Source organism: Pedobacter sp. MR22-3 (assembly GCF_026240075.1).
Lineage (GTDB): Bacteria > Bacteroidota > Bacteroidia > Sphingobacteriales > Sphingobacteriaceae > Pedobacter.
In genome coordinates this window covers 1-26860 of the sequence record NZ_JAPIVF010000005.1, presented here as the reverse complement: position 1 = coordinate 26860, position 26860 = coordinate 1, and the positions used below count along the sequence as shown (strand labels likewise).

The 26860-nt window shown below is 40.2% G+C and carries 15 protein-coding genes; 4 read left to right on the top strand and 11 right to left on the bottom strand.

Annotated elements, in window-relative coordinates:
• Positions 1–110 precede the first annotated feature (110 nt).
• From OQ267_RS12860 to OQ267_RS12820, 9 genes are all read right to left on the bottom strand, one after another.
• Positions 111–3635 carry a family 43 glycosylhydrolase gene (locus OQ267_RS12860; protein WP_265836226.1) on the bottom strand — a complete coding sequence of 1175 codons (3525 nt, stop codon included), beginning with the start codon at positions 3633–3635 and terminating at the stop codon, positions 111–113.
• A 61-nt stretch (positions 3636–3696) separates the two neighbouring features.
• On the bottom strand, positions 3697–5982 hold the full coding sequence (locus OQ267_RS12855) for a S9 family peptidase (RefSeq protein WP_265836225.1): 2286 nt from the start codon (positions 5980–5982) through the stop codon (positions 3697–3699).
• A gap of 93 nt (positions 5983–6075) precedes the next feature.
• Complete coding sequence (locus OQ267_RS12850) at positions 6076–7485, bottom strand: APC family permease (RefSeq protein ID WP_265836224.1); 1410 nt, start codon at positions 7483–7485, stop codon at positions 6076–6078.
• Between the two features lie 214 nt (positions 7486–7699).
• A complete protein-coding gene (locus OQ267_RS12845; protein WP_088303179.1) occupies positions 7700–8602 on the bottom strand; it encodes an AraC family transcriptional regulator in 903 nt (300 codons plus the stop codon).
• Between the two features lie 164 nt (positions 8603–8766).
• The gene (locus OQ267_RS12840; protein ID WP_265836223.1) at positions 8767–10011 is read right to left on the bottom strand and encodes an NAD(P)/FAD-dependent oxidoreductase; all 1245 of its coding nucleotides are present in this window, start codon (positions 10009–10011) and stop codon (positions 8767–8769) included.
• A 27-nt stretch (positions 10012–10038) separates the two neighbouring features.
• Positions 10039–11040: a 4-hydroxyproline epimerase gene (locus tag OQ267_RS12835; protein ID WP_265836222.1), complete on the bottom strand. Its 1002-nt coding sequence runs from the start codon at positions 11038–11040 to the stop codon at positions 10039–10041.
• Positions 11037–12620: an aldehyde dehydrogenase (NADP(+)) gene (locus tag OQ267_RS12830; RefSeq protein WP_265836221.1), complete on the bottom strand. Its 1584-nt coding sequence runs from the start codon at positions 12618–12620 to the stop codon at positions 11037–11039. Before OQ267_RS12830 ends, OQ267_RS12835 begins: the two co-directional genes overlap by 4 nt.
• Before the next feature lie 12 nt (positions 12621–12632).
• Positions 12633–13550, bottom strand: a complete 918-nt coding sequence (locus OQ267_RS12825) for a dihydrodipicolinate synthase family protein (protein ID WP_088303175.1) — start codon at positions 13548–13550, stop codon at positions 12633–12635.
• Between the two features lie 195 nt (positions 13551–13745).
• Positions 13746–15419, bottom strand: a complete 1674-nt coding sequence (locus OQ267_RS12820; RefSeq protein WP_265836220.1) for a M1 family metallopeptidase — start codon at positions 15417–15419, stop codon at positions 13746–13748.
• Positions 15420–15685: 266 nt separating this feature from the next.
• Between OQ267_RS12820 and OQ267_RS12815 the strand changes: the two genes are divergently transcribed.
• Positions 15686–18049, top strand: a complete 2364-nt coding sequence (locus OQ267_RS12815; protein ID WP_265836219.1) for a glycoside hydrolase family 127 protein — start codon at positions 15686–15688, stop codon at positions 18047–18049.
• Positions 18050–18286: 237 nt separating this feature from the next.
• Here the strand turns inward: OQ267_RS12815 and OQ267_RS12810 are convergent, their stop codons facing one another.
• Positions 18287–21052, bottom strand: coding sequence for a DUF5695 domain-containing protein (locus OQ267_RS12810; protein WP_265836218.1), 2766 nt, complete (start codon positions 21050–21052; stop codon positions 18287–18289).
• A gap of 381 nt (positions 21053–21433) precedes the next feature.
• Between OQ267_RS12810 and OQ267_RS12805 the strand changes: the two genes are divergently transcribed.
• The 3 genes from OQ267_RS12805 to OQ267_RS12795 are packed head-to-tail and all read left to right on the top strand — an operon-like array spanning position 21434 to position 24332.
• A complete protein-coding gene (locus tag OQ267_RS12805) occupies positions 21434–22618 on the top strand; it encodes a glycosyltransferase family 87 protein (protein ID WP_265836217.1) in 1185 nt (394 codons plus the stop codon).
• Positions 22615–23547, top strand: a complete 933-nt coding sequence (locus tag OQ267_RS12800) for a glycosyltransferase family 2 protein (RefSeq protein WP_265836216.1) — start codon at positions 22615–22617, stop codon at positions 23545–23547. Before OQ267_RS12805 ends, OQ267_RS12800 begins: the two co-directional genes overlap by 4 nt.
• Entirely contained in the window at positions 23547–24332 is a 786-nt protein-coding gene (locus tag OQ267_RS12795; protein WP_265836215.1) for a polysaccharide deacetylase family protein, read from the top strand. The genes OQ267_RS12800 and OQ267_RS12795 overlap by 1 nt, the downstream gene beginning before the upstream one ends.
• A gap of 2 nt (positions 24333–24334) precedes the next feature.
• Here OQ267_RS12795 and OQ267_RS12790 read toward each other — a convergent pair whose 3' ends face one another.
• Positions 24335–26038 (bottom strand): S8 family peptidase, encoded by a 1704-nt coding sequence (locus OQ267_RS12790; protein ID WP_265836214.1) that lies wholly within the window; start codon positions 26036–26038, stop codon positions 24335–24337.
• Positions 26039–26860 lie beyond the last annotated feature (822 nt).

Sequence of the window (26860 nt, the reverse complement as noted above, 5' to 3'; positions counted from 1 at the left end):
CACAAACGGCATATGTGCGGGGCATTCAGCAATCTCTCCTGCAAAATAGATTGCTTCGTCGGCTGAAAATGCCTTTCTTCGCAATGACGACTAAAAGTCTCATTTCAAATTTACTTCTTCTGAAAAACCTTAAACCCTTCAAAAGCACCATAGCCAGCAATATCACCATAAGTTGCATGGTAAACCCCAACTTCCAAAACCTCAGCCGCCAGATCATCACGTTTAACAGGGCTTCCGGGAAGATTTACCCAGTTCCTTCCATCACTGCTTCCCCGCATAAAAAACGTATTCCCAATCCGCTGGATTTGCAGGTATTTGTAAAAATCCCAGCCTGAAAGATTATTGGACTGCCTCCGTCCTTTCATACTCAGATCAGTGACGATATTGCCAATGCCCCAACCGGGCATAATACCATTTTGAATAAGTTTACGATTCGTCTCCGGTAGTTTCACCATGATTCCTGCCTCGTTCGCACCATAGGCTTTCTTTTTAGCAAGCCCAATGAGATCGGAAAGTTTCACTTCAGCAACAAAATCTCCCTTTAAATTAAGATATGCAAACGGGCCTGAATTACCCGAGCCATCCCAGGCGGTGTTATGGGAGATCATTTTTAACACACCTTCCTGCTGAACAAGTGTATCTGCTGATCCCACGAAACCATCCCATGATGTCCCGGTTAATCCTTCTTTTGATCCCGGAATTGATTGAGCATTTCCATTCTGCCTTTTAGTGATCAAAAGCGAGGAATCAGTTTTTACAGTAAGGGTTGAAGAAGGTTCCGTTACATTTCCAAAATTATCTTTCACCTTCAGCATATATTGATAACTATGCTCCGGCTTTACGGAAAAATCAATAAAGGCGGCAGTATCATTCCACTTGGCCACACCATGATCTACATTGGTGAAGAGATATTGAAAAACACTACCGGGCAATTCCGGCCGGTCAGCTACCATGTATACCATATTAGGTGTAACCAACGCAGGAGTTGAAGCAAAGCTTGCTTTTAAATTCCTGACACTTTGCCCTTGCTTCCAAAAGTTGAACGCGTTTCTTCTGGAAAGCTCATCTAAACCTTTATCATAAATGAAAAAGGAAGATATTGCTGTCTGACCGCCTGATGTTTCCAGCAACAGCTGCTGGTTGTTCTGTATATTTGCATCGGCTAAACGGGCATTGAGCTTCCCGTTGACAAAAACCTGAAACTTTCCATGTAAATAGTTGAAGATGATTTGCTGCCATTTACCATTGCCTAAAATGGCCACCTTTTTTCCGGCTCCAAAATAAAAACTGGCTTTCGAACCGCTGGCTGACATCATAGAAAAAACAGCACTGAATGGTTTGGTAAAATTCACTGCTTTGGTACTTTCGTCCGGCAAATGCAGCTGTGCGCCGTCATGTAATACAACTGAAACTTTCCCGGCCACATCTTTTACCTCCAAAAGGCCTTTGGTGTGCAGTTCACCTAAAGCCGTCCCATGGTTTTTCCATTTCTTCAGCTTTCCATAATCAAGGTTCTTCGCATCTGCATAAACCACTGCATGATTATCGGTTCCTTTGGCATAAGCTGTTGCTATTTCTTCAAAACTTAAGGGCTTATCATAAACTTTCAGTGCTGCGAGGGCTCCGGAAAATCCTGCAGTTCCATCTTCATTCCCACCAACCAGAAAGTGTGATAATTTTTTAATAAAAAGCATTCTCCGCGCAGCCCGATCCAGTTTCCCATTCACATAAATACGCTCCATTGTTCCATCAAAAACCATTACCATATGGTGCCATTGATTTGCTTGAGGAACAACTTTGTAGCCTAAATCTGCCCAACCCAAATGAACCGCTGCACCAGAATTTTTACTGGAGCCATAACCTACAGAAACATTTGTAAGATCATCACCGCTTCTATCTGTCCAGGAAACCAGCGTTTCTTCTTTTTCAATTTCCGGATTAAGTACCCACATACTTACAGTGTAGCTGCTGTTGCCCAGCAAAGATGGCGGGGCCAAAATTGAAGAAGATAAACGTTCTTTTCCAGAAAACAGCAAGGCCTTCTTTCCTTCTATCATCGTAACTATTGGTTTCGCTGTTCCTAAAGCAGAAAATGTACCGCCTGATTTCCCAGGATTTGCAATATTTTGAATGGCCGAACCGATACGGAGCTTGCTAAAATTCAAATCAATTAATAAACCCCTCGAATCAAAGCGCTGTAAAGATTCCCACCTTTTAACTGCTGTATTCATCACAGGCCGATAGGAGGCATCATCAAAAACCTGAACATTCCAGATAGCCTTGTTTAAACCGGGATATTCGGTGTGCAGAATGGTATTGCGTATATACCTGGCCTTCACGTTTCCAACATCAATTATCGGACTTCCATGTCGGGTATTGCGGCTTTTATCAGCATACCATTTCCAGGTTTTGCCATCAAGAGAATATTCAATTTTATACTGATAATACCAGGTGGCATACTCAAACTGGGTATGTACACTTCTAACATTCACGACCTTGCCCAGGTCTATCTGCAACCAGGCCGGTCCAATGTTGTTTTTTGGTTTCCAAAGCGTTCCGTTGTTATCGTCCACCGCATACTCAGCTTTAAAATCCTGGTCGTAAACAGATGATGCGGTTACTGTTTTTCCTAAAGCAAGGTTATCATGCGGATTTACATTTTTTGCCAGATAACCAATCCCCGTATGTGTTGGTATCAGTTTTAGAATATTTCCCTTTTCGTCAAAAATAATTTTATCGGCTGCCACTTGCCTGTGGTAACCGCCATCATTGTGCGGATTGTTGTGCCGGTGATAGATCAGATAAAAATCTTCACCCTGCTGTAATACAGACTGATGGCCTGGCCCATGCACCGTTCCATCATTATTAGTTGCCAAAATTGGGTTTTCAGCAGCATATTTGAAAGGCCCCATCGGATTTGTTGCCGTTGCATATTGCACCCGGTAAGTCCCATCTTCACAATAACCAGATGAATAAGTGAGGTAATAGATCCCTTTTCTTTTAAAGACAAATGGTGCCTCGAAAAAATCTTTTGCATCTGTATTGGGAATTTGAGCCAGTTTTGCAAATGATTTCATGTCTGCATTCAGCAAGCCAACGCCACAGCCATGGTTCGGGTAAATGCCCCAGGTGCCCCAGTACATGTAATATTTCCCGTCATCATCTTTAAAAGTCTGGCCATCAAGTGTAATGACATTAGGCACCAGAAAGTTAGGAACAATGGGTTTGCCTGGTGCCAATAGCGGAGTCCACGGCCCCACTGGTGAAGCAGATGAAGCACCGAAGATTTCTACGGGCTGGCAATAATAGAGGTAATATTTTCCATCCGGACCTAAAGTAGCATCTGGCGCCCAGTAATGATGGGTAGTCGGCCAGTTCATATCCTGCAGGGTCCAGTTCACAAAATCTTTCGAGGTCCAGACTTGCGAGGGCCCGAAACCACCGCCATTGCCATCTGTAGTTGCATAGATATAATAAGTATCTCCAAATTTCTTTACCGTGGGATCTGCAAAATAACCTGGAATAATCGGATTGCCATTTCCTTTTTTCAACTGTGGCGCTTGTGCCAAAGCAGATAAACTAAAAGAGCCGCTCAGAATGGATAACAGCAAAAGCTTTAGAACAATGTTTTTCATGATGATCAATTAATGTAAAAACCAACGCATCCTTTGCCTCCCAACACAGCTGTACAGACCATTATTTTGCCGGTGAAACCAGGTTTAAATTTGGTGTTTCAGCCTTTAAAAGATGCCTGATAAAGAAATCCCTTTTGCGTCTTCGGCCATAAACGCCACCATCACTATGCCCCATCCCTGGAATGCTTAAAATATCAAAATCTTTATTGGCCTTAATCAAAGCATCAGCCAGGCGATAAGTAGATTCCGGCGGAACATTTTCATCGGCTTCGCCAACAATCAGAAATAAATTGCCCTGAAATTTTGCCGCATTGGTAATGTTTGATTGTGCATCATAATGTTCACCTACCGGATAACCCATCCATTGTTCGTTCCACCATTGTTTATCTATTCGATTATCATGGCAACCACAGGCAGAAACCGCAGCCTTATAAAATTCGGGATGAAAGAGTAACGCACCGGTAGAATTCTGTCCACCGGCAGACGTTCCATACACACCAATTTTATTGATATCGGCGTTAGGATATTTTTTCGCCATGGCCTTCATCCATAAAATCCGGTCTGTGAAACCTGCATCAGCCAGGTTATGCCAGCAAACATCATGGAAGGCTTTTGAGCGGTTGGCTGTCCCCATTCCATCAATCTGAACAACAATAAAACCCAATTCTGCCAAGCTTTGCATTTCACTGGCTGGTAAAAAGCTCTTCGGCACAAAGCTATCCTGCGGACCCGCATAAATATTCTCGATAATGGGATAAGTTTTATTGGGGTCCATATGGGATGGCTTACAAATCACTCCCCAGATATCGGTCACCCCATCACGGCCCTTACTGACAAAAACTTCCGGCAATTTTACACCCGTATTTAAATATGGAGTAACATCACCATGCTCAATTTCCTGTAGCGGTTTTGTACTTGCCGTAACCTTCAATTTGGTTACGGGCGGGATGTTTACCTGCGAATAAGTATCGAGATAATATTTTCGATCAGGAGAAAAGCTGACATTGTGGTTCCCTACCTCTGGCGTGAGGTTAACCAATCCCTTTCCGTCGAAACCAATTCTGTAATAATGCATAAAATAGGGATCCTCACCTTTATTCATACCGCTGGCTTTAAACCAAACCTGGCGTTTAATGATATCCACACTATCCACATCACGCACTACCCAATTGCCTTTGGTGATAAGGTGTTGCTTACCTGAAATGCCATTTACAAGGTAGAGGTGCTGCCAGCCATCCTGTTCACTGGTATATAGGATTTCATTTGTTTTTGGGAGATAACGGGTATAAATCCGACTCTCGTAAATGAATGTTTTTGTTTTTTCATCAATGATGTTTCTTGTTTTTCCGGTTAATGCATCTACCTCAATCACCCTGAACCGCTGATGCCCCCGATCTGCTTTTTCATAAGTATAGTACCGGTTATTGCGCCAGTGCAATGGCTGCGGACTAAAAAAATCAGTGGCTTCTACATCTACTTTCTTTGAAGTTTTAGTGTTCAAATCAAAAATATAGGGCTGGTAAGATGTAAAATCATCTCCTGGTTGCGCATACTCGCGAGATTTTAACTCTCCCCTGGTGGTTCCCGGAACAGAACTTAAAACATAATGGACTTTCTTAATTTCCTTCGGATCAGCTTTATAAGCCACCACCGTTTTTCCATCCGGCGACCACTCAAAATTTCCATAAGGTTTATCAGCCGTGCCATCCTTACTTATTGGCGTTTCAGTTTTCGATGCCACGTCAATTAAGATCAAATTCCCCCCACGAACTTCTATTTCACTTTTTCCGTCAGGCGATTGGCGCACAGTTTTGCTTCCCTCCCAACGCGAATATTTACGCTGCAAAGGCATTTTTGAATTATATTTAAAAATCGCTGTATCAGTAGCAGGCTTGATGCTATAATCATCCAGATTTACCTCATACCACTTATTTTGGGATTTCAGCGTTAAGGTATGCTGATCAGTGAAATAAAGCATTGAAAATGGTAACCGCATGGCCGATTGCTTTTGACCACTAACATCCGATAGCCTCTGTGCAAGTTGTTCTGCATCGAAAGCAGATTTTCTACTGCCACTGGCCACATCTACATAAATATATTCCCAGTTTTTATTTGGAAGGTTTTTCTTATACCAAAAAGCTGTGCCATCCTTTTTCCAGAATGGAACAATGTCGTTATTAGTTGGAACATTACGTATGGCGGTATCCAGTTGACTGGCCCTTTGGTAGGCCTCAACAATGTCTGCTGCAGTTGGCGCATAAGGCTTTTGCTGTGCCAGAACAATTAAAGAAGTGAAGGAAAAAAAAGAAGCGAAGGCCATTTTTCCAATCCGGAAATTCATTTTCATCTTGCAGGGTTAAGCTGTAAATATAATTTAACAGGCAAAGAATTTCCCGTTATATTTTAATACATAACATGATTATTTTAACCGACTTAATATTTATTTAGCGGTATGAAGACGCTTGATCAGATAGTAGATCGGAATTCCAATCAGGGTAATGATTAAGCCCGGCCAGGTAAATTTTGGTTTAAATACGATGAGCAAAATACAGAAAGCTAAACCCATCAAAATATAAATAACAGGCAAAACCGGGTAACCAAAAGCTTTATACGGCCGCGCCGCATCCGGACGTTTTTTACGAAGAATAAAAATCCCAAAGATGGTGAGCATATAAAATCCAACCACCACAAATGAAATCATGTCAAGCAGATCACCATATTTCCCACTGAGGCACCACAAGCAGGCAAAAACACATTGAATCCATAAGCCAAAGCCTGGAACTGAGTTCTTGTTAAGTTCGGCCACTTTCTTAAAGAACAGACCATCTTTCCCCATGGAATAATACACTCTTGCACCAGCCATGATCAGGCCATTATTACAGCCAAAGGTAGAAACCATAATCATCACTGCGATAGTAATGGTTCCGGCGGTGCCGAAAATATGATTCGCTGCAGAAACCGCCACCCGATCTTTATCTGCATAGGCGATATCGTGCAAGCTCAACACACCAGTGTACATTACATTGGTTAAAAGATAAAGTACAGTTACTATAATGGTTCCTAAGGCCAGGCTTAAACCAATATTGCGTGCCGGATTTTTAATTTCACCTGCAATGAAAGTAACATTGTGCCAGGAATCGCTGCTAAAAATTGACCCGACCATGGCTGCGGCAATGGCACCAAAAGCGGCTAGAGTTGTGTATGGCGAGATTATTCCATCAGCATTTAACGATCCTAAATGCCACATGTTTTCCCAGTTTGCTTTCCAGATTCCTTTATCTAAAAAGAATAAACCAAATACAATCAGACCAAAAAGACTGAGCAACTTGGCCACGGTAAAGGTAGTTTGAATAGCTTTCCCGGCATTAACTCCTCTGCTGTTTACGTAAGTAAGTAGTACGATAACACCTATAGCCAACAATTGAGCAGGAGAAATGGTGAAAAAGCCTAAATCTATAGCAACTAAATCTTCACTGAACGCAGGCAATAAATAAGCTGTAAATTTGGCAAATGCCACACCAACTGCGGCTATGGTTGCCGTTTGTATAACTGTGAAAAAACTCCATCCATATAAAAAACTGATGAGTGGGTTATAGGCTTCCTTTAAATAAACATACTGACCTCCGGCCTTTGGAAACATTGCACTCAGTTCACCATAACTTAAGGCCGCAGTAAGCGTCATAAACCCGGTAATTAACCAAACCACCAGCAGCCAGCCGGCACTTCCTACATTTCGGGTAATATCTGCACTGACAATAAAAATTCCTGATCCAATCATACTACCGGCCACTAACATGGTGGCATCCAACAATTTCAACGAGGGTTTGAAGTGGCTTTTTTCTTGTTCCATGGCATTTTTTTGAGATTAATAATAGGATACACTCCTCCCATCCGGTTAAAAACCAGAACTGTTTTAGGATTGAAATGTTAAGAATCGTATTGTTTGGAGAGGTAATTTGATTTCGCTGGCCAAAATCCTAAGATTGATGGTAAAGGGCTTGCAGGTTTATTTTTATATGAGTTCCCAATCAGATTCAGGATGACGGTTTCTTTTTCAAAAACAACTATGCTCCCATATAGCTCACCCTGCTTACCATATTATAGCTGTCTACATAAGCCCTTGGCGATTGGCCTATAATACTTTTAAATACCCTGTTGAAATTGGTGATGCTATTGAAACCGGCTTTATAAGCTACGCCAGAAATACAATCTGTTTTCGCTCCGGAAATCAGGCTTTTACAGGCATCATTAATTCTGACTTCATTTAAAAAAGAGACAAAGGTATGGCCGGTATGTTTCTTAAAATAACGACAGAAAGCCTGTGGTGTCATAAACGCAACATTGGCGACATCTTCCAGGGTAATCTGGCTATTGTAATTTTCGGTAATGTAGCCAATGATTTTGCTTAAACGCATGCCTTCATTTTCACTTACATTTGACGAATATAAATCAGAACATAAAGGAATGGTATCATCGCCGATAGATTGCAACGTGACCATTAATTTAACAAAGGCAAATAACAGATCGGTACCGGAAGCCTCCTGAACATCGATCATTTTAGCCAAAATTTCTTCGGTATATATAAAAGGTACCTTAAAACCATGTTTGTTTTTGGCTAAGAAAGCATTGGCTAGCTTCATTTCCGGAAGGGAAAACAGTGGTCCTAATTTTCCATTTGAATTAAAGTAAACAGAATATGATGCCACAGACCGTTCACTTTTACTTTGAAAATATTCCGGATTGCTTTTAAACAGGTGTGGAAGTTTTGCGCCGATGACAAAAATATCTCCGGGCCTGAAGGCGTGCATATCACTCCCGGCTATCAATGTACCTTCTCCTCTTTCAATGTAAGTAATCTGCCATTCGTCGTGCCTGTGCAGATATTGATAAAAATAAGGTAGTTCAATGTGCTCAGAAATAACACTCTTGTCATCAGGCACAAGCATGGTAAATGGCAATACTTTCATGTGGTTGGTTGGTTATTTGTTGATGATTGAAGATAAGGATATTAACTGTAATAATTAAAAAAAACCTATGTTAGGTTAAAATCCTGCTACAATGCGATAATATTCTACACAATATCAACGCAACCACTATCATTTTACATTATTAAATTGCCTGCTTAAACAGATTACGATCTGCTTACTAAAAACGGCTCTACTGACATTTGCAGCTTTTCTTCGGCAATGATCTGGCTGACCAGTAAACCGGTTGCCGGTCCAAGACTTAAGCCCATCATTCCATGACCCGTAGCAATAATTAAATTTTTTCTGTGCGTACTTCGCCCAATGTATGGTAATCCATCGGGTGACGAGGGTCTGAATCCATACCAGATGTCCTTTTTATCCGGAAGTGCCGGATGCAGATCAGGGAAATATTGAGGTACAGATTCTACAATCCCCTTAACCCTTTGCATGTTTACACGGTTGTTAATGCTATCCAGCTCCATCGTTCCGCCGTATCGAATGCCACCATTCATGGGCGTAATGGCCACCCTCGCCTCGCATAGTAAAGCCGGAATGGTTAAGCGTTGCTTTGGTTCCGGTTCCATAAAGGAATAACCTTTACCAGGCATTAAGGAAATTTTTAAATCAGCCATTTTGGCTACAGCCGGAGACCATGATCCTGTAGCAATTACATATTGATCTGCTTCCCATGCCGTGGCACCAGTGAACACTTTCGTAATTTTATTTCCGGCCGATTCGATCTTATCTACTTCTTTTCCACTCACGAAAGAAACGCCATTACCCCTTAAATAAGTCAGTAAAGCATTCATGAGTTTGCCCGGATAGAGGTGGGCATCACAACGATAATGAACAGCCCCCAGTACATCAAGATTTAAATCTGGCTGTAGTGCTTTACACTCGGCAGCACTTAAAACAGCCATATCCAGTCCAAGTGCTTTGGCTTTATCAGCCAGATGCGCTTCTTCTTCACCGGCTTGCTCCGTTTTATAAAAAGCTAAGATACCGTTATTGGTAAGTTCAAAGTTAAAACCCGGTTCTTTTGATAAATCTTCGTAAAGTCTTTTGCTTAAAAGGGATAAATCTCTGAGGGGTTCTGCAGATTGCGCGACATGCTTTTCAGTTGCATGTTTCATAAATTTCAGTCCCCAGCCAATGAGGCTTGGATTTAAAGATGGGCGAACGTAAAAAGGACTTTTACTATTGAACATCCACCGGATACCCTTGCTGAGCATTCCTGGTGCCGCCAATGGAATAAAATGACTGGGCACAATCATGCCGGCGTTTCCAAAGGAACAATTATCGCTTAAATCGCCTTTATCCAGAACAGTTACCTCAAATCCTTTTTTTTGAAGATAATATGCCGACGTGAGTCCAACAATTCCTCCTCCTATAACTAATACTTTCGACATTATACTTTTATTCTATAAAAACAATTACTAAATCACCTGAAATCCGTGCGCATAAGGATCATCTTCGGCATCTATCTTGATCGTGTTGTAACCGAAAACTTTTGCCCAACCTTCTACACTTGGAATAATGGCTTTAAAACCATCCAGTTCAATTTCTTCTTCTACCCTTCCGGTAAACTTGCTGCCAATAAAACTTTCATGGATAAAATCTTCTCCTTTTTTAAGTTTCCCTTTTGCATGCCATTGGGCCATACGGGCAGATGTACCTGTACCACAGGGTGAACGATCAATGGCTTTATCTCCATAAAAAACTGCATTTCTGGCGGTTGAAGTTGGATCTAAAGTCGCACCTGTCCACAATACATGGCTGCAACCATTAATGGTAGCGTCTTGTGGATGAACAAAAGTATATCGCTCATTGATGCGCTTTCTGATTGTCTGACTCCAGGTGATGAGTTGAGATGCCGTATAATTTTCCAAACCCGGGAAGTTGGTTTGCGGATCAACAATGGCATAAAAATTCCCGCCGTAAGCCACATCAAACGTCAGCGTTCCCAAATCCGGACATTCAATTTCCAGATTTTCTGCAGCCAGATAAGAGGCTACGTTTTTTAACTTAACAGATTTTACCTTTTTCCCTTCCTGCTGGTACTCAATCTGAACCAAACCTGCCGGCGCTTCCATTCTGATTATACCCGGAATTTTTGGCTGAATCAGTCCTTCTTCTATCGCAATCGTAATGGTACCGATGGTTCCATGACCACACATGGGCAGGCAACCACTGGTTTCGATAAAGAGAACAGCCACATCATTCTGAGGATCATGTGGCGGATAAAGAATACTTCCAGACATCATATCATGACCGCGGGGTTCAAACATCAATCCTGTTCTGATCCAATCAAATTCTCTTAAAAAGTGTTGTCGTTTTTCGCTCATATTGGCACCCACCAGCTGTGGCCCGCCACCTGCCACTAGCCTTACCGGGTTTCCGCAGGTATGCGCATCTACACAAAAAAAGGTTTTACTCATAAGTCTCTCGTCAATTGCTGGTTTACCATTCTAAAAATACCCAAAGGGTTCCCATCTTTCAACTCATCTGGCAAAAGATCTTGCTCCCAATCCTGATAAGCCAGTGGTCTGACAAAACGATAAAGTGCTGTAGAACCTACTGAGGTAAACCGGCTGTCGTTTGTTGCCGGGAATGGTCCGCCATGCTGCATCGCTGCACAAACTTCAACACCCGTTGGTACACCATTTAAAATAATACGCCCTGTTTTAGCTGTTAGCTTATGAATGAGGGACTGATATTGACTAAGCTCATTTTTATCGGCCATTAAGGTCACCGTAAGTTGCCCCTGCAATACAGCAATCACGTCTTCCAGTTCTTGTTGATCTTTCGCCACCACTAAAAGTGAATATGGTCCAAAGATTTCTTCCTGTAATTTTGGATTTTTGATGAAACCTGCTGCATCTACCTGCGCCACTTTCGCTTCAGACTGGTTTTGTAATGCTTCATTTTTCACTTCAGAAACCGCAAGTAATTCAATGCCATTTTCAGCAATGATGTTCGCTGAAAGTTTAGTATAATTTTTAGCAATTCCTTCAGTAAGCATAGTTGCAGATGGAACTACTGAAATTGCGGTAGCGATGGCTTGTTTAAATTTTTCAAGCCCCGGAGATGCAATAGCCAACATTAAACCCGGATTGGTGCAAAATTGCCCTGCTCCCAACGTAATGGATGCTGCATATTTTTTAGCGAGTTCTTCCGCCTGATTTTCTATCGCCTCCGGCAGCAATATAACAGGGTTAATACTTCCCATTTCAGCAAATACCGGTATAGGTTGTGGTCGTTGTTGCGCCAGATTAATCAGCGCCATTCCGCCATGGTATGAGCCTGTAAAAGTTACCGCTTTTGTAAGTGGATGTAATACCAGGGCCGCACCTACCTGATAGCCATCATCATACAGTAAAGAAAATACACCCTTTGGCATACCTGTTTTTTCTACGGCCTTCACAATGGCTTCACCAACTAGGGCACTGGCACCATAATGTGCAGGGTGTGCTTTAACCACCACTGGGCAGCCGGCAGCCAGGGCCGAAGCTGTATCTCCACCTGCTACTGAAAAAGCCAAAGGAAAATTACTGGCGCCAAATACCACCACTGGTCCCATCGGAATCAGCATCCGGCGAATATCTGATCGGGGCAGAGGTTGTCTTTCCGGCAAGGCCGTATCAATAATTGCATCAACCCATGAGCCTTCTGCTACCAGGTTGGCAAAAAGCCTTAGCTGGCCGGTTGTTCTGCCTAACTCGCCCTGTAACCTGGGTAACGGCAAACCACTTTCTGCAGATGCACGAGCCACCAAATCTTCTCCAATAGCCGCAATTTCATCTGCAATGGCATTTAAAAAAGCTGCTTTTTTATCTTTATGGATATTTCTATAGGTTTCAAATGATTCGGTAGCCAATACCAAAGCCTCATTGATTTCCTGTTCACCGGCCTTACAAAATTCACCATCAAGCAATAAACCCGTTGCCGGATTTACTGCTTTAAGCTTAAGTTCAACGGCTTCTTTATAAGCGCTGGCCACTATATTTTTTCCGTTCATATTTGATTGTTGTTATTTACCCCAGCTTCCTGCAGGTAATTCCGGACGAACAGCTAATGCGTCGTTAATAATTTTTAATACTTTTTCTCTTTCTGCGCCTTCAAGTGCTAAACGTGGCGCTCTTACCGCTTCCGTACCTAAACCTGTAGCTACTTCAGCAAGTTTAATGTACTGAACAAGTTTCGGATGAATATCCAATTCTAACACAGGCAAAAACCAACGGTAAATGGTTAATGCTTCCTGAATACGGTTTTCTTTAATCAGGTTAAAAATAGCGACAGTTTCTTTTGGGAAAGCATCAACAAGACCGGCCACCCAGCCATGGGCACCCATTACAATACTTTCCATGGCTAATGGATCTACACCTGTAAAAATTTTAAAACGATCACCAAAACGGTTGATTAACCGGGTTACGTTTGAAACATCCCTGGTGGATTCTTTGATGGCCTGTACATTTGGATATTTGGTCAGTACTTCAAACATATCCAGGGTTACTTCAATTTTATAATCAACAGGGTTGTTGTAAATCATGATGGGCAATGAAGTGGCTTCAGCAATGGCCCCGAAAAATGCCAATGTTTCATCTGCCGATGCATTGTAGCGCATTGGAGGCAATAACATTAGGCCTTGCGCGCCAAGAGATTCTGCCTTTTTTGCTACTTCAATTCCTTTTTTTGTGGTAGATTCTGAGATGTTTAACAGAACAGGCACACGACCGTTTACTACTTCTAAAGTGTGGGATAATAACCCGAATTTCTCTTCATCTGTTAATACACTGGCTTCGCCAAGTGATCCGCCAAGGATAATACCCTTTGCACCAGCTTCCAGTTGGGCTTCGATGTTTACATCAAAAGCAGCGAAGTCTAATTCATCATTTGCTGTAAATTTTGTCGTTACAGCCGGGAAAACCCCTGTCCATTTTATTGCCATTTTACTATTAATTTTTATAATTATATTTTTCAAAAAAATTATGAGATGCTTGATGAGTTATTCCAGCGAACAAAGCCTGCATGTAACTTTTATATTGTAATTCTTATCTTATATTCAAAGTTACGCCATAGCTTCAGGGTGGAATTGTTGTATTTTAACCGATACCAACTATAAATAGACCATTTAGGTTAAAATCTAACTGTTCATTTTAACCTGCAGGTAATACATGAATTCAATCGCTGCTTTTTCCAGTAAAGATTCTTGCCCTTGCAATAGTTTGCAATGTGCCCAGGTTGGTGTCGGAATAAGTTTTAACGTTTTAACACCCTCTTTTTTAAGGATTAACGGCAAATTAAATCCGTCAACACAGTTAGTATACCGGTAAAACACTTCATTATTTTTAATATAATATTCGAATACAGGTACCTGGGTAGTTCGTAAATACTGATCAAAGACTTTTGAATAAGAATAACCGGCTTGTTTGGAAACATAAGCTTCTACCTGAGCGCTTGTTACCGTTTGGTGATAAAAAACTTTATTTAGTCCCCGCAAAATGGACCTGAAAAGTTCATCATTATCCAAACTGTGCCTGATGGAATGCAGCATATTACCGCCTTTCGGATACATGTCTCCGCTACCCTGAGCATTTACGCCATAAGGTGGAATAATCGGCCGATCATTTCGGATCCCTTTTCTGATGCCAAAATTATACGCATTACCTGCGTCAGTTCCGAAATTATAATCCACAAACAGGGTTTCGCTATAATTGGTAAAACCTTCATGTACCCACATATCCGCAAGATCTTTGGTGGTAATGTTATTGCCGAACCATTCATGACCACTTTCGTGGATGATGATAAAATCCCATTTTAACCCCCAGCCATTGCCAGACATATCCCGGCCTAAATAACCAAACTTATATTTATTGCCGTAAGAAACTGCTGACTGGTGTTCCATCCCGGTATGAGAGGCATCAATGAGCTGATAGCCATCTTCATAAAAAGGATATGGGCCAAGCCAATGTTCAAAGCTTTTCATCATTTTATGAACCTGATCGGGCATGTAGGTGCTGGCTTTGCCAAGGTTATAATCCAACACCCAGTAATTCAGGTCTAGCTTTCCTTTTTCACCTGCATACTGTTCCTTAAAATTTACATATTTACCAATGTATGGAATAATGCAATAATTACTAATGGGATTAACTACATTATATTTATAGGTTACTGTACCATCGTGATTATCTTTTTTAAAAACCAATCTGCCATTGCCAATGCCTACAAGGGTATCAGGAATGGTCATTGTTAAGGAAGCGCCTAAATCTGGTTCATCACTTTGATGGTCTTTATTAGGATACCAGACTGATGCGCCCAAACCCTGGCAGGCAACGGTCATCCATGGCCTGGATAGAGAATCAGTTGTGAAAATGAATCCTCCATCCCAGGGCGCACGTTTTGCCTGATGTACATTTCCATGATAGAAGATTTTTACACGGTTAACTGTTTTTAATTTCTGACCGGGAACATGGGCATACCAAACACTTCCTACGTGCTCAAATTTAAGTTTTGCATATTCATTATACCAAATGCTATCAATCACCAGTGGTTCCTGAAGGTCAATTTGCATGCGGGTTTTTCCATCATTCGGTTGAACTACCTTATAAATGATTTCATTGGCACCAGATATGCTTTTGTGCCCATAATCAGGTTTAAAAGCAAGCTCATACCGTTGTACATCCCACCAGGTTCTTTCAGCATTCAGGCTTCCCCTAAGCGTATCAGCTAAAGTGTAGGATGGCGATTTTACCTGAGCAAAAACTGCTGGTGCATATAAACCGGCAAAAAGCAAAAAAATGCGGATTAAATTTTTCATCGTAAAAAACTAAACAGATAATGCGGTTGATATTGACGCTATACGAAGATGGCCAAAGTGTTTGTTAATCAGGAATTTTTAGTACAAACCGGATAAAATACGGGATGAATCAGACAATTAATGGCAATTGCTATGGTATCATAATCACCTTAATTTAATCATATATTTAAAACGGGGTTAAAATATGCTTAATAATGGCAAATTATAGGGGTTTACAAGCTATACCTTTTGTTTAATTTTATTGATTAGATAAACCCTTTACCATCATGAATAAGATTATGATTAAAGGCTTGCTGATATTGGCCCTGTCAGGCGCTGTAGATACTCAAGCCCAAAATTACTTTCCACACTTTAACGATAGCCGGATAAAAGTTAAAAACAGCACGCCAATTAAAGCCTATGCTTTTGATCTTTCGCAGGTAAGCTTGCTGGAAAGCACATTTAAAACCGCTATGCTGGCAGATGAATCCTATCTCGCTGTCATTGATCCGGATCGCCTGTTATCGGGTTTCAGAAAAAATGCAGGACTTGAGCCTAAGGGCAAAATTTATGGTGGCTGGGAAAGTGATGGTTTGGCCGGCCACTCATTAGGCCATTATTTATCGGCCATATCCATGCAATATGCCACCACTAAAGATCCGGCGGTTTTAACCAAAGTAAATTATATTGTTGATGAACTGCTGGCTTGTCAGAAAGCTAGAAAAAACGGTTATCTGGGTGCTTTTGGAAATGAAGATAAAATCTGGGGTGAACTGGCAAAGGGAAATGTGAAAACCGGTGGCTTTGATTTAAATGGCGGCTGGTCTCCATGGTATACCGTGCATAAAATTATGTCCGGACTTTTGGATGCCTACTTTTACACAGGCAATAAAAAGGCCCTCAGCGCTTCAGTAGCCCTGGCGGATTGGACTCAACATATCGTAAGCAAACTAAATGATGAGCTTTTGCAAAAGATGCTTTTTTGTGAATACGGCGGTATGGCCGAAACATTGGTTAACCTGTATGCCATAACCGGCGAAAAAAAATACCTGGACTTATCTTACAAATTTTATGATAAACGCATCCTTGATCCTCTGGCTAAAGAACAGGATATCTTACCCGGAAAACATTCCAATACGCAAATTCCTAAAATTATTGCCAGTGCCAGAAGACATGAAATTACAGGCGATCAAAATGACAAGGCCATTGCAGATTTTTTCTGGAAAACGATTGTTTACCACCACTCTTATGCTACCGGAGGCAACAGTAACTACGAGTATTTAAGCGAACCCAATAAATTAAATGATAAGCTAACCGAAAATACCACCGAAACCTGTAACACGTATAACATGCTGAAATTAACAGGCCACCTCTTTGCGGAAAATCCGTCAGCAGAATTATTTGATTATTATGAAAAAGCCTTGTATAATCACATTCTGGCCTCGCAAAACCATGATGATGGAATGATGTGCTATTTTGTGCCATTACGCATGGGCGGTAAAAAAGAATACAGCGATCAGTTTAATACCTTTACCTGTTGCGTAGGCACGGGTATGGAAAATCATGTAAAATACAATGAAAGCATTTATTCCAGAGGCGATGATGGCAGTTTATATGTAAACCTTTTCATTCCATCAGTTTTAAACTGGAAAGAAAAAGGACTAACCTTAACGCAGCAAACGGCTTTACCACAGGGAGATCATACCACGCTCAAGCTCAAGTTAACCAAAGCATCTACCTTCGCTATCCGGGTAAGAAAGCCTAAATGGTCAACTGAAACCACTATAGCGGTGAATGGTGAAATTCAAAAAATTATGCCTGATCAAACAGGTTATTATGTGATTACCCGAAAATGGAAAAATGATGATCAAATCAGCTATGTTACACCCGAGAAATTATATACGGAGGCCATGCCTGATAATGCAGACCGCCGGGCTGTATTTTTCGGACCAGTATTACTTGCCGGAGTTTTAGGAACGACAGAACCAGATCCAATTAAAGGTGTTCCGGTATTTGTAAGTGCCAATAAAGACCCTAAAGATTGGTTAAGTGTGGTAAATCAGGCTGAACTTAAATTCCAGACTAAAAACATTGCCCAACCGCAGGAGGTAACCATGATCCCCTTCTATCAAACAAAAAACCAGTTTTATAGTGTTTACTGGGATGTATTTACCCCTGAAAAATGGGCGGTACAGCAGAAAATTTACGATGAACAGAAACGGAAGCAAAAAGAACTGGAAGATAAAACGCTTGATGTTTTCAGATTTGGCGAGATGCAACCAGAACGCGACCACAATTTCACGGCAGCTAAAGAGTCAATGGGAGAAGAACATGGCAGCAAGTGGCGTATGGCTGGTGAAGAGGGTTTTATTCAATTTGAGGTTAAGGTAGATCCCAATGCACAGAATACCATTATTGCATCTTATTGGGGCATGGATAACCGGGGAAGAAACTTCGATATTTTGGTTGATAACGTAAACATTGCATCAGAAGATTTAAACCGGTATAAAGAGAGTCGCTTTTATGAAATTTCCTATAAAATCCCTCCAGAATTAAGTAAAGGCAAAAAAAAGGTAACGGTTAAACTATCTCCGAAAGCCAGGAATAGTGCGGGTCCTGTTTACAGCATCAGAGTGATTAAAGAAAAATAATCAACATGGCAGCAAACTGATTACACTTCTGATATCAGCTTTTTATTTGAGGATTTCAGAACCCAGCTTTCAAAAGCTTGGAAAAAACGCAGTGGCTGTATCATAAATTCAAAATGTCAAGGAGCCTGTCGAAAGACTTGTTAAAAAATGTTCTTAACGGTGTTTCGACAAGCTCAACCTGACAAATCTGAATTATTAATGAAGGGACAACCTTTTGAAATAAATGAGCTGGTGAATTTATTTTTGAATCAACACTGCTGTGGTTCCCGTTGGAGAAAGATTAATAAAACTTGCTCCACGTTCCTTCATGTTTACAGACTTTATCTCATAGGTACCTACACCCGATATTTTTGCAGGCTGGGCAATTCGGATGATGGCAGTTGGTGTATATGCATCTGCCTTTTCTAAGTTCAGCTTTACTTCACCAGTTGAGCTATTATATTGCAGGGATGCTATTTTACCGGCATCAAGTGAAATCCACAATCCAATTGGGGCTAAGTAAACCGATGATTTTGCGGCAGTAGTTAGTTTAATATCAATCTTATTCTTGCTCTTCTTCAAGTTCCCGCCAAAAGCCAGCCAGCCAAATTCAGGATGTTCCAGCACATACGTTGAGGTATTTACGGCATAACCAAAAAAGCCAGAGCCATAATCTCCTGTAATGCCATCATTCTTTAACGTAGATGGATAAGCATGAAAAGCTGCCGGTGCAAATCCATCTTTAGTGATATTAGAGATGGAACCCATTAAGCCACCATAGCCGGCACGCAACAAATAAAAATCAGCAGGATTTTTGCGGTAATCCATCAATAACGGAATGGCATTTAATGCAGAACCATAATGGTGAATCATCCTTTCGATGCGCTGCAATTTACCTCCGTATAAAAAATCCCAGTAACGGCGGGCATTTCCATTATATGCCCAATGTGGGATTACTGGCATATATGCTAAAATAGCATCAAGCGTTACTTTTGCTTTATCATTATAGCCAAAATAATTCGACCACAAATAAACTTCTTCCTGCCCGGTAGAATCCCAGGGCATTTCGCTACCAAAGGGGTATTCCAGTGATTTCCAATGATCGGCACGTTTTTTCATTTCCAGTTCCAGCTTAGCCGCTTCTTCCATCAAACCTTCATTTTTCAGATCAGTTAGGATAAGATAAAAAATGGTTCCTTCCATTTGCCCGAATTGCGCATAATAAGGCGCAATGTTTACCATGGCCATTCCTGTCTCGGCAGCATCAATAAGGTGTTCTTTCCAGGTGGATGGATTTACCAGGCCTTTATAATTTCGGGCTAAGCGATACATCATCCAGTGTGCAGCTGCAACATGTGGATAATTATAGGAACGGCCCAGATTATCAGCTTCTTTTTTAGGCCAGGCAGACCAGGTTTTAAAATTTATGCTGCTGGAATAGGTATTTTTAGGCATCGAGTCCGGCTCATAAAAAAACAAACTCTTTTTTACGCCATATTTTTGCGGACCGTTTTTAAGCTGAATATTTCCAAACATCACGGTATCTACAAATTTTTGCAACTTATCAATTTCAGCCTTCTCCGGATGAACCAACTGTTTCATAATGGCACCAAGCCAGGAGCCAGCTCCTCCTTCATCACTCAGGCCGGCAATCCATGCGCGATTATCCTGTATCACCTGTTGCTGTTCTTCATTGTCATAAGTAATCACCGATGGCGAACGTTTAAATTGATCATTAGGTTGTTCAAACCATTGTTTTGTCGTTAAGAAATTTCCATAACTGGCAATAACATTGGCTTCGGGCTCAATAATTTTATAATTCACCGTCTGCTCCAAGCCATCTTCATATAAAATGGTTAATCTGGCTCTACCCCATGTCCTGCCATTAACAGCATAACTTTTCCAGCCATTTTTGGTTGTGCCTATAGCCTTAATTACCATCGAATTTTCCGGAAAGGCTTTGATTGTTTTAATTTTACTGCCATATTTAAGGAACAATTTAGCATCTACATCTCGGGGAATTACATAACCCGGAAAGGAAACTGCCACTGGTCGCTTATTTTCGATCAGTTTTTGTTCCGTATCTCTTGCCGTACCGGACAGGACAAACTGGAGTCCATACGTTCTGGTTTCATTGGGCTTTAAGCTGGTTGATGTTGGCACATTCCATTGATCAGCATTTTTCCATTCATTCTCCGCATAGGCCTTGCTATAAATCATCCACTCATAGAAACCTTCAAAGGCAATTCCTCTGGGTGTACGGTCATCATTTAAAGGGTTATAGGCTTCAAATGGTGTTTTGCCAAAAGGCAAAACTAATAAAGATGGCGCATGACCACTTAACCGGGTTACCTGTAAATAACCTGCATCATTTCCAATATAGGGATCATAAAAAACATTTTTAGCATGGGCTTGCTCCAGTGTCCGGCCTTCCAGAATATTATCAAAAATCATGGGTATACCCAAAGCACCAATTTCTATATTTTGAGCAGATTTGTTTCTTAATTCAAATTTTAAGATCAGTTTACCATCATTCATTTCCCAGCTTCGGATGATTTGTAAAGGAATATCTGCAGGCAGAGTAGCGGCAAGATCTGCTGATGCCAGCACCTTACCATTCGCAGCCAATGCTTTTACCGGCATCCTTTTGCCCGCGGTGCTGTAGCTGGTCCACGCTTTACTATTTTCTGTTTTAATCTTCAGGTTAAGATCACCCAGGTGGTAAAGTCCGTCTGAACTTCTGACTTTCAAACTATCACCCGGCACAAAATCAAAATCTTTAACGTTTTTGGGTTGCAATCCAGCAACTGTCTGAGCTGATTTAACCAGTTTTAAATTAAATGCGCCGGCATCAAAAGAGAGATAACCTTTCTCTAAACCTAATGTGGAAGGTTTTTTACCTAAACTGATCCACGGTGATTGTGCATTTACAATCCCCGTGCTTACAAAAAGCACGATCATAAAGATTATGGCGGGTAATAATGGCCTTTTGCTCCTTCTTGTTATTTTAAGTGTTTTATTCATGATGGTTAACATTAAAACTATGCTCAGTATAGTCAATCAAAAATACTCTTTAAAGAAACAAAGGAAAACCAATCTGACAATTTAGACAAGATTGGTAAAGTATCAGCTTAATTATGGTGAATGGAAGTTTCCGAAATTAATAATTTCATTCAGAATCAGTAGAACTTAGAATTATCATTCGATCATACCCGGCAATCAGACTATTTGAAAATTCGGTAATCAATCATTTTAAAGTGATGAAGCGTATAACTTTTCTTTTAATCAGCCCCATAATGAATATTATATTTAATTAAAAGATAACAGCTGGCTGGGGAATGGATGATGTACAATCATAGCCCTGTTGTGGATCATTAAATTCATTATATTTGCCCAACCAATCATATGAGCACAGTAACAAACTCGGTCTTTTCTAAAATTTTTGCCTTTTTACAAAAAAAACAATGTGTTATTGGCATATATGTTATATTGGCTATTGTTGCCGGTACAAAACAATACCTTCACCATTCGTTCAACAATTACCTTATTTTCAAATATGTTTATCTGCATACACTTGATTTGCAGAATTTATATAACAATTATGCAGAATATGGCGACAGCAACCATTATGGAATCATTTTCTCTTTACTGATTGCTCCTTTTGCCTGGCTGCCTGATGGCCTGGGCATGATTTTGTGGAACATTGCTAATGTTTTGGTACTACTCTGGGGTATTTATAGTCTGCCGCTTTCACTCAATAAAAGAACAGTTATTGCCTGGATTTGTGCACATGAAACACTTACAGCCCTATTCAGCTTTCAGTTCAACATTGCTTTAACCGGATTGATATTGCTTAGCTTTTCTTACTTAATAAAAAAACAAGAAATTAAATCTGCCATTTTTATCGCCTTAGGCACATTTGTAAAGCTATATGGCATTGTGGGTTTGGCATTTTTCTTCTTTACCCGGCATAAAGTAAAGTTCATTTTGGCAGGCGTGCTAGCTGTATTTTTACTCTTCCTGTTGCCAATGACCATTTCCTCACCTCATTTCGTGATGCAATCTTACGTAGATTGGTATCATTCCCTTGTTCATAAAAATGCTTCAAATGCTTCACTTACTTCTTTTCAGGATATTTCTGTAATGGGCATGGCAAGAAGAATAAGTGGAAACGTCAATCTTCCAAATATGCCTTTTTTACTTGGTGGGTTAATCCTTTTCGCTTTGCCCTATTTAAGAATCAGCCAATATAAACACCTTGCTTTCCGCTTAATGCTTTTGGCATCTACATTAATATTCACGGTGATCTTTAGCAGTGGATCTGAATCGCCAACTTATATCATTGCCTTTGCAGGTGTGGCCATCTGGTTTATCGTTCAAACATCGCCAAAAAATAATTTGGTTATAGGCTTGTTTGTGTTTGCGTTTTGTTTAACCAGCTTATCTCCAACAGACCTGTTTCCAAGAGCTGCAAAAGAATTTATTCGCCTATATTCACTCAAAGCCCTACCTTGCATGATCATTTGGTTTACGATTATTTACCAAATGATGAAAGAAGATTTTAAATCATATTTGATTGCTGATAAATGAAGAAATTAGTTTCTATAGTCATACCAGCTTACAATGAAGCTGATAATATTTTTGTGATCTCTGAAAGTATCAAGAACGTTTTCTCCACCATCAATTATAATTATGAAATTATCCTGGTAGATGATGGAAGTGCAGATCATACCCTTGAAAAAATCAAGGAGTACTCATCCACTGCAGATAACATTTTCTTCCTGGAATTTAGTAGAAATTTCGGGCATCAGCTTGCAGTGAAAGCCGGTATGGATCATGCCTTCGGCGACTGTGTGATTTCAATGGATTGTGACATGCAGCACCCGCCAGAGCTAATTCCTGAAATGCTTAAAAAATGGGAAGCTGGTTTTGAAGTGGTTTATACCATCAGGGCAGAAGATAAAAGTCTTTCTAAAGGAAAGCGAAGCTCATCCAATCTTTTTTATAAAATACTGAATTGGTTATCAGACATTGATCTTGAACCTGGTGCCGCAGATTTCCGCTTACTGGATCAGAAAGTGGTAAATGTTTTCCGGAATTTTCACGAAAATGAACCCTTCCTTCGTGGTTTGGTAAAGTGGTTAGGCTTTAAGCAACATGCCATAAAGTATCAACCGGCAGCACGTTTTTCCGGATCAAGTAAATATACCCTAAAGAAAATGATTCGATTGGCCCTGCATGGCGTTACCGCATTTAGCATAAAGCCACTATATTCGGCTGTTTACTTGGGCTTTATCTTATCATTGGCTTCTGTTTTATACATTCCCTATGTGATTTATGCATTCGTTAATCATGTTGAAGTTTCCGGTTGGGCATCCATGATTATGACCATTGTATTTTTCGGTGGTTTGCAATTGATTATTTTAGGAATCATCGGTATCTATGTAGGTAAAATGTTTATGCAGACTAAAAACCGTCCAAATTATATTATCCGTTCAACCAATATCCCTCAGCAATAATGGTATTATTAAGTTTTGATATTGAAGAATTTGATATGCCTTTTGAATATGGCAAGGATATTTCGTTTGCAGATCAGATTTCCATTTCAAGAGCAGGTACGATCGCCATTTTGGATTTATTGGATAAACACCAGGTTCAAGCGACGTTTTTTTGCACGGTTACTTTCGCCGAAAATGTACCTGATCTAATTGAGCGCATAACCAAAAGCGGACATGAATTGGCTTCACATGGCTATTATCACTCTGATTTTAAACCGGAACACTTGCTTCAGTCTAAACTGAGATTACAACAACTCTCCGGAAAAGAAATTACTGGTTATCGCATGGCCCGCATGATGCCTGTTGATGAAAAAGAAATAGAAAAGGCTGGTTATACCTATAATACTTCAATGAATCCCACTTACTTACCTGGCCGCTATAATAATTTCAACATCTCAAGAACCTTTTTTACTAAGCAAAATGTACTGCAAATTCCAGCTTCTGTAAGTCCAATTATCAGGTTTCCGCTATTCTGGCTTTCCTTTCACAATTTGCCACTTGGTGTCTACAAGTTCGTGGCTCGCTGGACTTATCAAAAAGATCGATACTTAAATATTTATTTTCATCCATGGGAATTTACTGATCTTAATGATGTGGAGAGGTTTGGCTTTCCTGCTTACGTGAGAAAAAACACAGGACAAAAAATGATCAGAAGAATGGATCGCCTGATCACCTGGATGAAAGCAAAAAAATATCCGTTTGCTACCTTTCAGGAATTTATCAATACAAGAACAAAAGCCAGCTGATATTAATAAGTTGCCGCTAGTTTTAAGGCATTGTATGCATTTACTATACCACCACTAACACAAATTTCACTAAATAGCGCCCTGGCATTCTCACCTTTTTCGTTTTTATATTTGACCTTGTGGTTTACTTTCGAAACAGATTTCATGATGATCTCCCTGACCTGAGCAGGCTTAAGTTGAGGGTAATAACTCAAAATCAAAGCAGCCAAACCCGATACCATCGGCGAAGCCATACTGGTACCATCAAGCTCTTCATATTTACCATCAGGAATAGTAGAGTTTATTAAAAAGCCAGGCGCAAAAACATCAACATTATATTTGCCATAATTTGAGAAATCAGCTTTCAATGTTTCATCGTCTTTATATGCACTTGCACCAACCTCAATCCAATTGGTAGCACTGGGTAAACTAAATTTCGCAGAATCAAGTGGTACCTGTTTTGGAACAGCAATACCCATTGGAGGCCTCATGCCCATGGTATGTTGTCCGACAGGTTTTTGTGGTATAAAATCTGGTTTCAATGGTTTGCGGTGTGCCGATTTATATGCCTCCGCTTCAGCACTATCATAGTATTTATTTGGAAAATTTTCTTCAACATCATTATTCTGATGATCATTGCCAGCAGCATGAACCAGCAGTACACCATTAGATTCAGCATATCTTACTGCTTCATCAACAACCTTTTTATCCCATTTATATGCCTTTCCGAAGCTCATGTTAATCACCCTGGCGCCATTATCTACAGCATATCTGATTCCATTAGCTACATCTTTATCCCGTTCATCGCCTGTTGGTACAACCCTGATAGCCATAATACGCACATGATTGGCCACGCCCAAAATGCCTGAATTATTATTACGATCAGCACCAATAATCCCGCTTACATGCGTTCCATGCGTGGCATCCGGCCCTTTTACATCTGCATTTCCATAGTTTCTATCCTGACTATTAGCATAATCATCCCCTACCAGTTCTGCCCTTTTATCATATTTAGGATTCAGATTGTATTTCAGCATGGCATCATATTGCTTATAACCATCTTTAATATTCTTATAAAACTTATCAAAGCCACCATCTTCTCTTGAACCTTTCCTGATAATGGTTTTAACCTGCTCTTCTGTCTCATCATCAGCCTTATATTTTTCTATATCTTCATAAGTTGGAATTTGCTTATGATTTATGGTGGCCACAGAATCCAAAACCTTATTAATGGCAACAAGTACAGAAAACGTATTACTGGCATCTTCATATTTCTTTCCAAAATCACCCACCATTTTTTTATAAAGCCTGAATTCTTCCTTTTGATTACTATCTAATGGTGTCAGATTGGTGGTAGACTGATACTTTGGTGTATAGATTCTAAGAAGCCGAACCAATTCCAGATTATCAAATTCCAGATTACCTTTCTTTGAACCAATAAAATTCCATCCATGAATATCATCGATATAACCATTCCCATCATCGTCAATACCATTTCCAGGAATCTCTTTTTGATTAACCCATAAAACCGGTTTTAAATCAGGGTGATTAATATCGACCCCGCCGTCAATAACAGCTACAATGATATTTTCTTTTGGTTTTTTATCCTTTAAAAGATCACGATAAGCTTTCTCTGTACTAATTCCAAAATAACCACTCTCCACCAGATCCAGATTAAACCAATTCGCAGGAAGCTTTACATTTTTATTCTGTGCAGAAGCACCCATTTGAACAAGGATGAAAACAATAAGAGTAAATAATTTTCTTTGGCTGAAATTAGTCATATGATGAAGTACGTAATGGTACAATAATACGGATTTATTAAATGGGCACTTAAAGATTTTACATTTTTTAACAGGAAGAAAGTGAATCATTTGTAAACGAAAGTCAGCAACGATTGGCTCTTTCAGTCCTTCTGTACACGACAATCTTTTTGTTGAGATATTTCTAAAAATAGAATGTCGTGGTTAACAAAAAGGATTTTCTTTCCCATCAGGTTTATTAAAGGCAGGCTTGGTACTTTTTTGAAAGCCTGCTCCTGTTGTAGCGTTTTAAATCCACTCTTCTAAGATTCTGAATCCCATTCAGGAGAACCAGACAAGGGTTTGGAAGAACATTGATTGAGAATAACTTTAAACTGGCTTTTATTCAGACTCCAAATTCGACTACACAACGTTTCATCACCCTAAATCTGCGAAATCCCTGAAATCTGCGGGAAACAATTATAGATGGATTCCTAATCTCCTTGTTTTTCTATCGTTATGGGTTAGTACCCTTCAAAGATCCTGAATTTCAACAACACAACGTTTCATCACCCTAAATCCGCGAAATCCCTGAAATCTGCGGGAAACAATTATAGATGGATTCTAATCTCCTTGTTCTTATATTGTTATTGGTTAGTACCCTTAAAAACATCCCGAATCGTGTTTAGCAAGAAGAACGGGTGGAATATTCAAAAACAATTCAGCTTTTGCCCCTTGTTCTTTGCTCTTTAAACTTTATAAACCAAGAAACCCCTGCAGTTGTTACTGCAAGGGTTCTGATTAAAC

Coding starts and splice junctions, on each gene's coding strand:
- OQ267_RS12805 (WP_265836217.1), top strand. CDS start 21,434: ATGAGCACAGTAACAAACTCGGTCTTTTCTAAAATTTTTGCCTTTTTA.
- OQ267_RS12790 (WP_265836214.1), bottom strand. CDS start 26,038: ATGGGTGCTTCTGCACAGAATAAAAATGTAAAGCTTCCTGCGAATTGG.
- OQ267_RS12845 (WP_088303179.1), bottom strand. CDS start 8,602: ATGAAAGTATTGCCATTTACCATGCTTGTGCCTGATGACAAGAGTGTT.
- OQ267_RS12810 (WP_265836218.1), bottom strand. CDS start 21,052: ATGAATAAAACACTTAAAATAACAAGAAGGAGCAAAAGGCCATTATTA.
- OQ267_RS12820 (WP_265836220.1), bottom strand. CDS start 15,419: ATGAAAAATTTAATCCGCATTTTTTTGCTTTTTGCCGGTTTATATGCA.
- OQ267_RS12815 (WP_265836219.1), top strand. CDS start 15,686: ATGAATAAGATTATGATTAAAGGCTTGCTGATATTGGCCCTGTCAGGC.
- OQ267_RS12840 (WP_265836223.1), bottom strand. CDS start 10,011: ATGTCGAAAGTATTAGTTATAGGAGGAGGAATTGTTGGACTCACGTCG.
- OQ267_RS12795 (WP_265836215.1), top strand. CDS start 23,547: ATGGTATTATTAAGTTTTGATATTGAAGAATTTGATATGCCTTTTGAA.
- OQ267_RS12860 (WP_265836226.1), bottom strand. CDS start 3,635: ATGAAAAACATTGTTCTAAAGCTTTTGCTGTTATCCATTCTGAGCGGC.
- OQ267_RS12835 (WP_265836222.1), bottom strand. CDS start 11,040: ATGAGTAAAACCTTTTTTTGTGTAGATGCGCATACCTGCGGAAACCCG.
- OQ267_RS12855 (WP_265836225.1), bottom strand. CDS start 5,982: ATGAAAATGAATTTCCGGATTGGAAAAATGGCCTTCGCTTCTTTTTTT.
- OQ267_RS12825 (WP_088303175.1), bottom strand. CDS start 13,550: ATGGCAATAAAATGGACAGGGGTTTTCCCGGCTGTAACGACAAAATTT.
- OQ267_RS12850 (WP_265836224.1), bottom strand. CDS start 7,485: ATGGAACAAGAAAAAAGCCACTTCAAACCCTCGTTGAAATTGTTGGAT.
- OQ267_RS12800 (WP_265836216.1), top strand. CDS start 22,615: ATGAAGAAATTAGTTTCTATAGTCATACCAGCTTACAATGAAGCTGAT.
- OQ267_RS12830 (WP_265836221.1), bottom strand. CDS start 12,620: ATGAACGGAAAAAATATAGTGGCCAGCGCTTATAAAGAAGCCGTTGAA.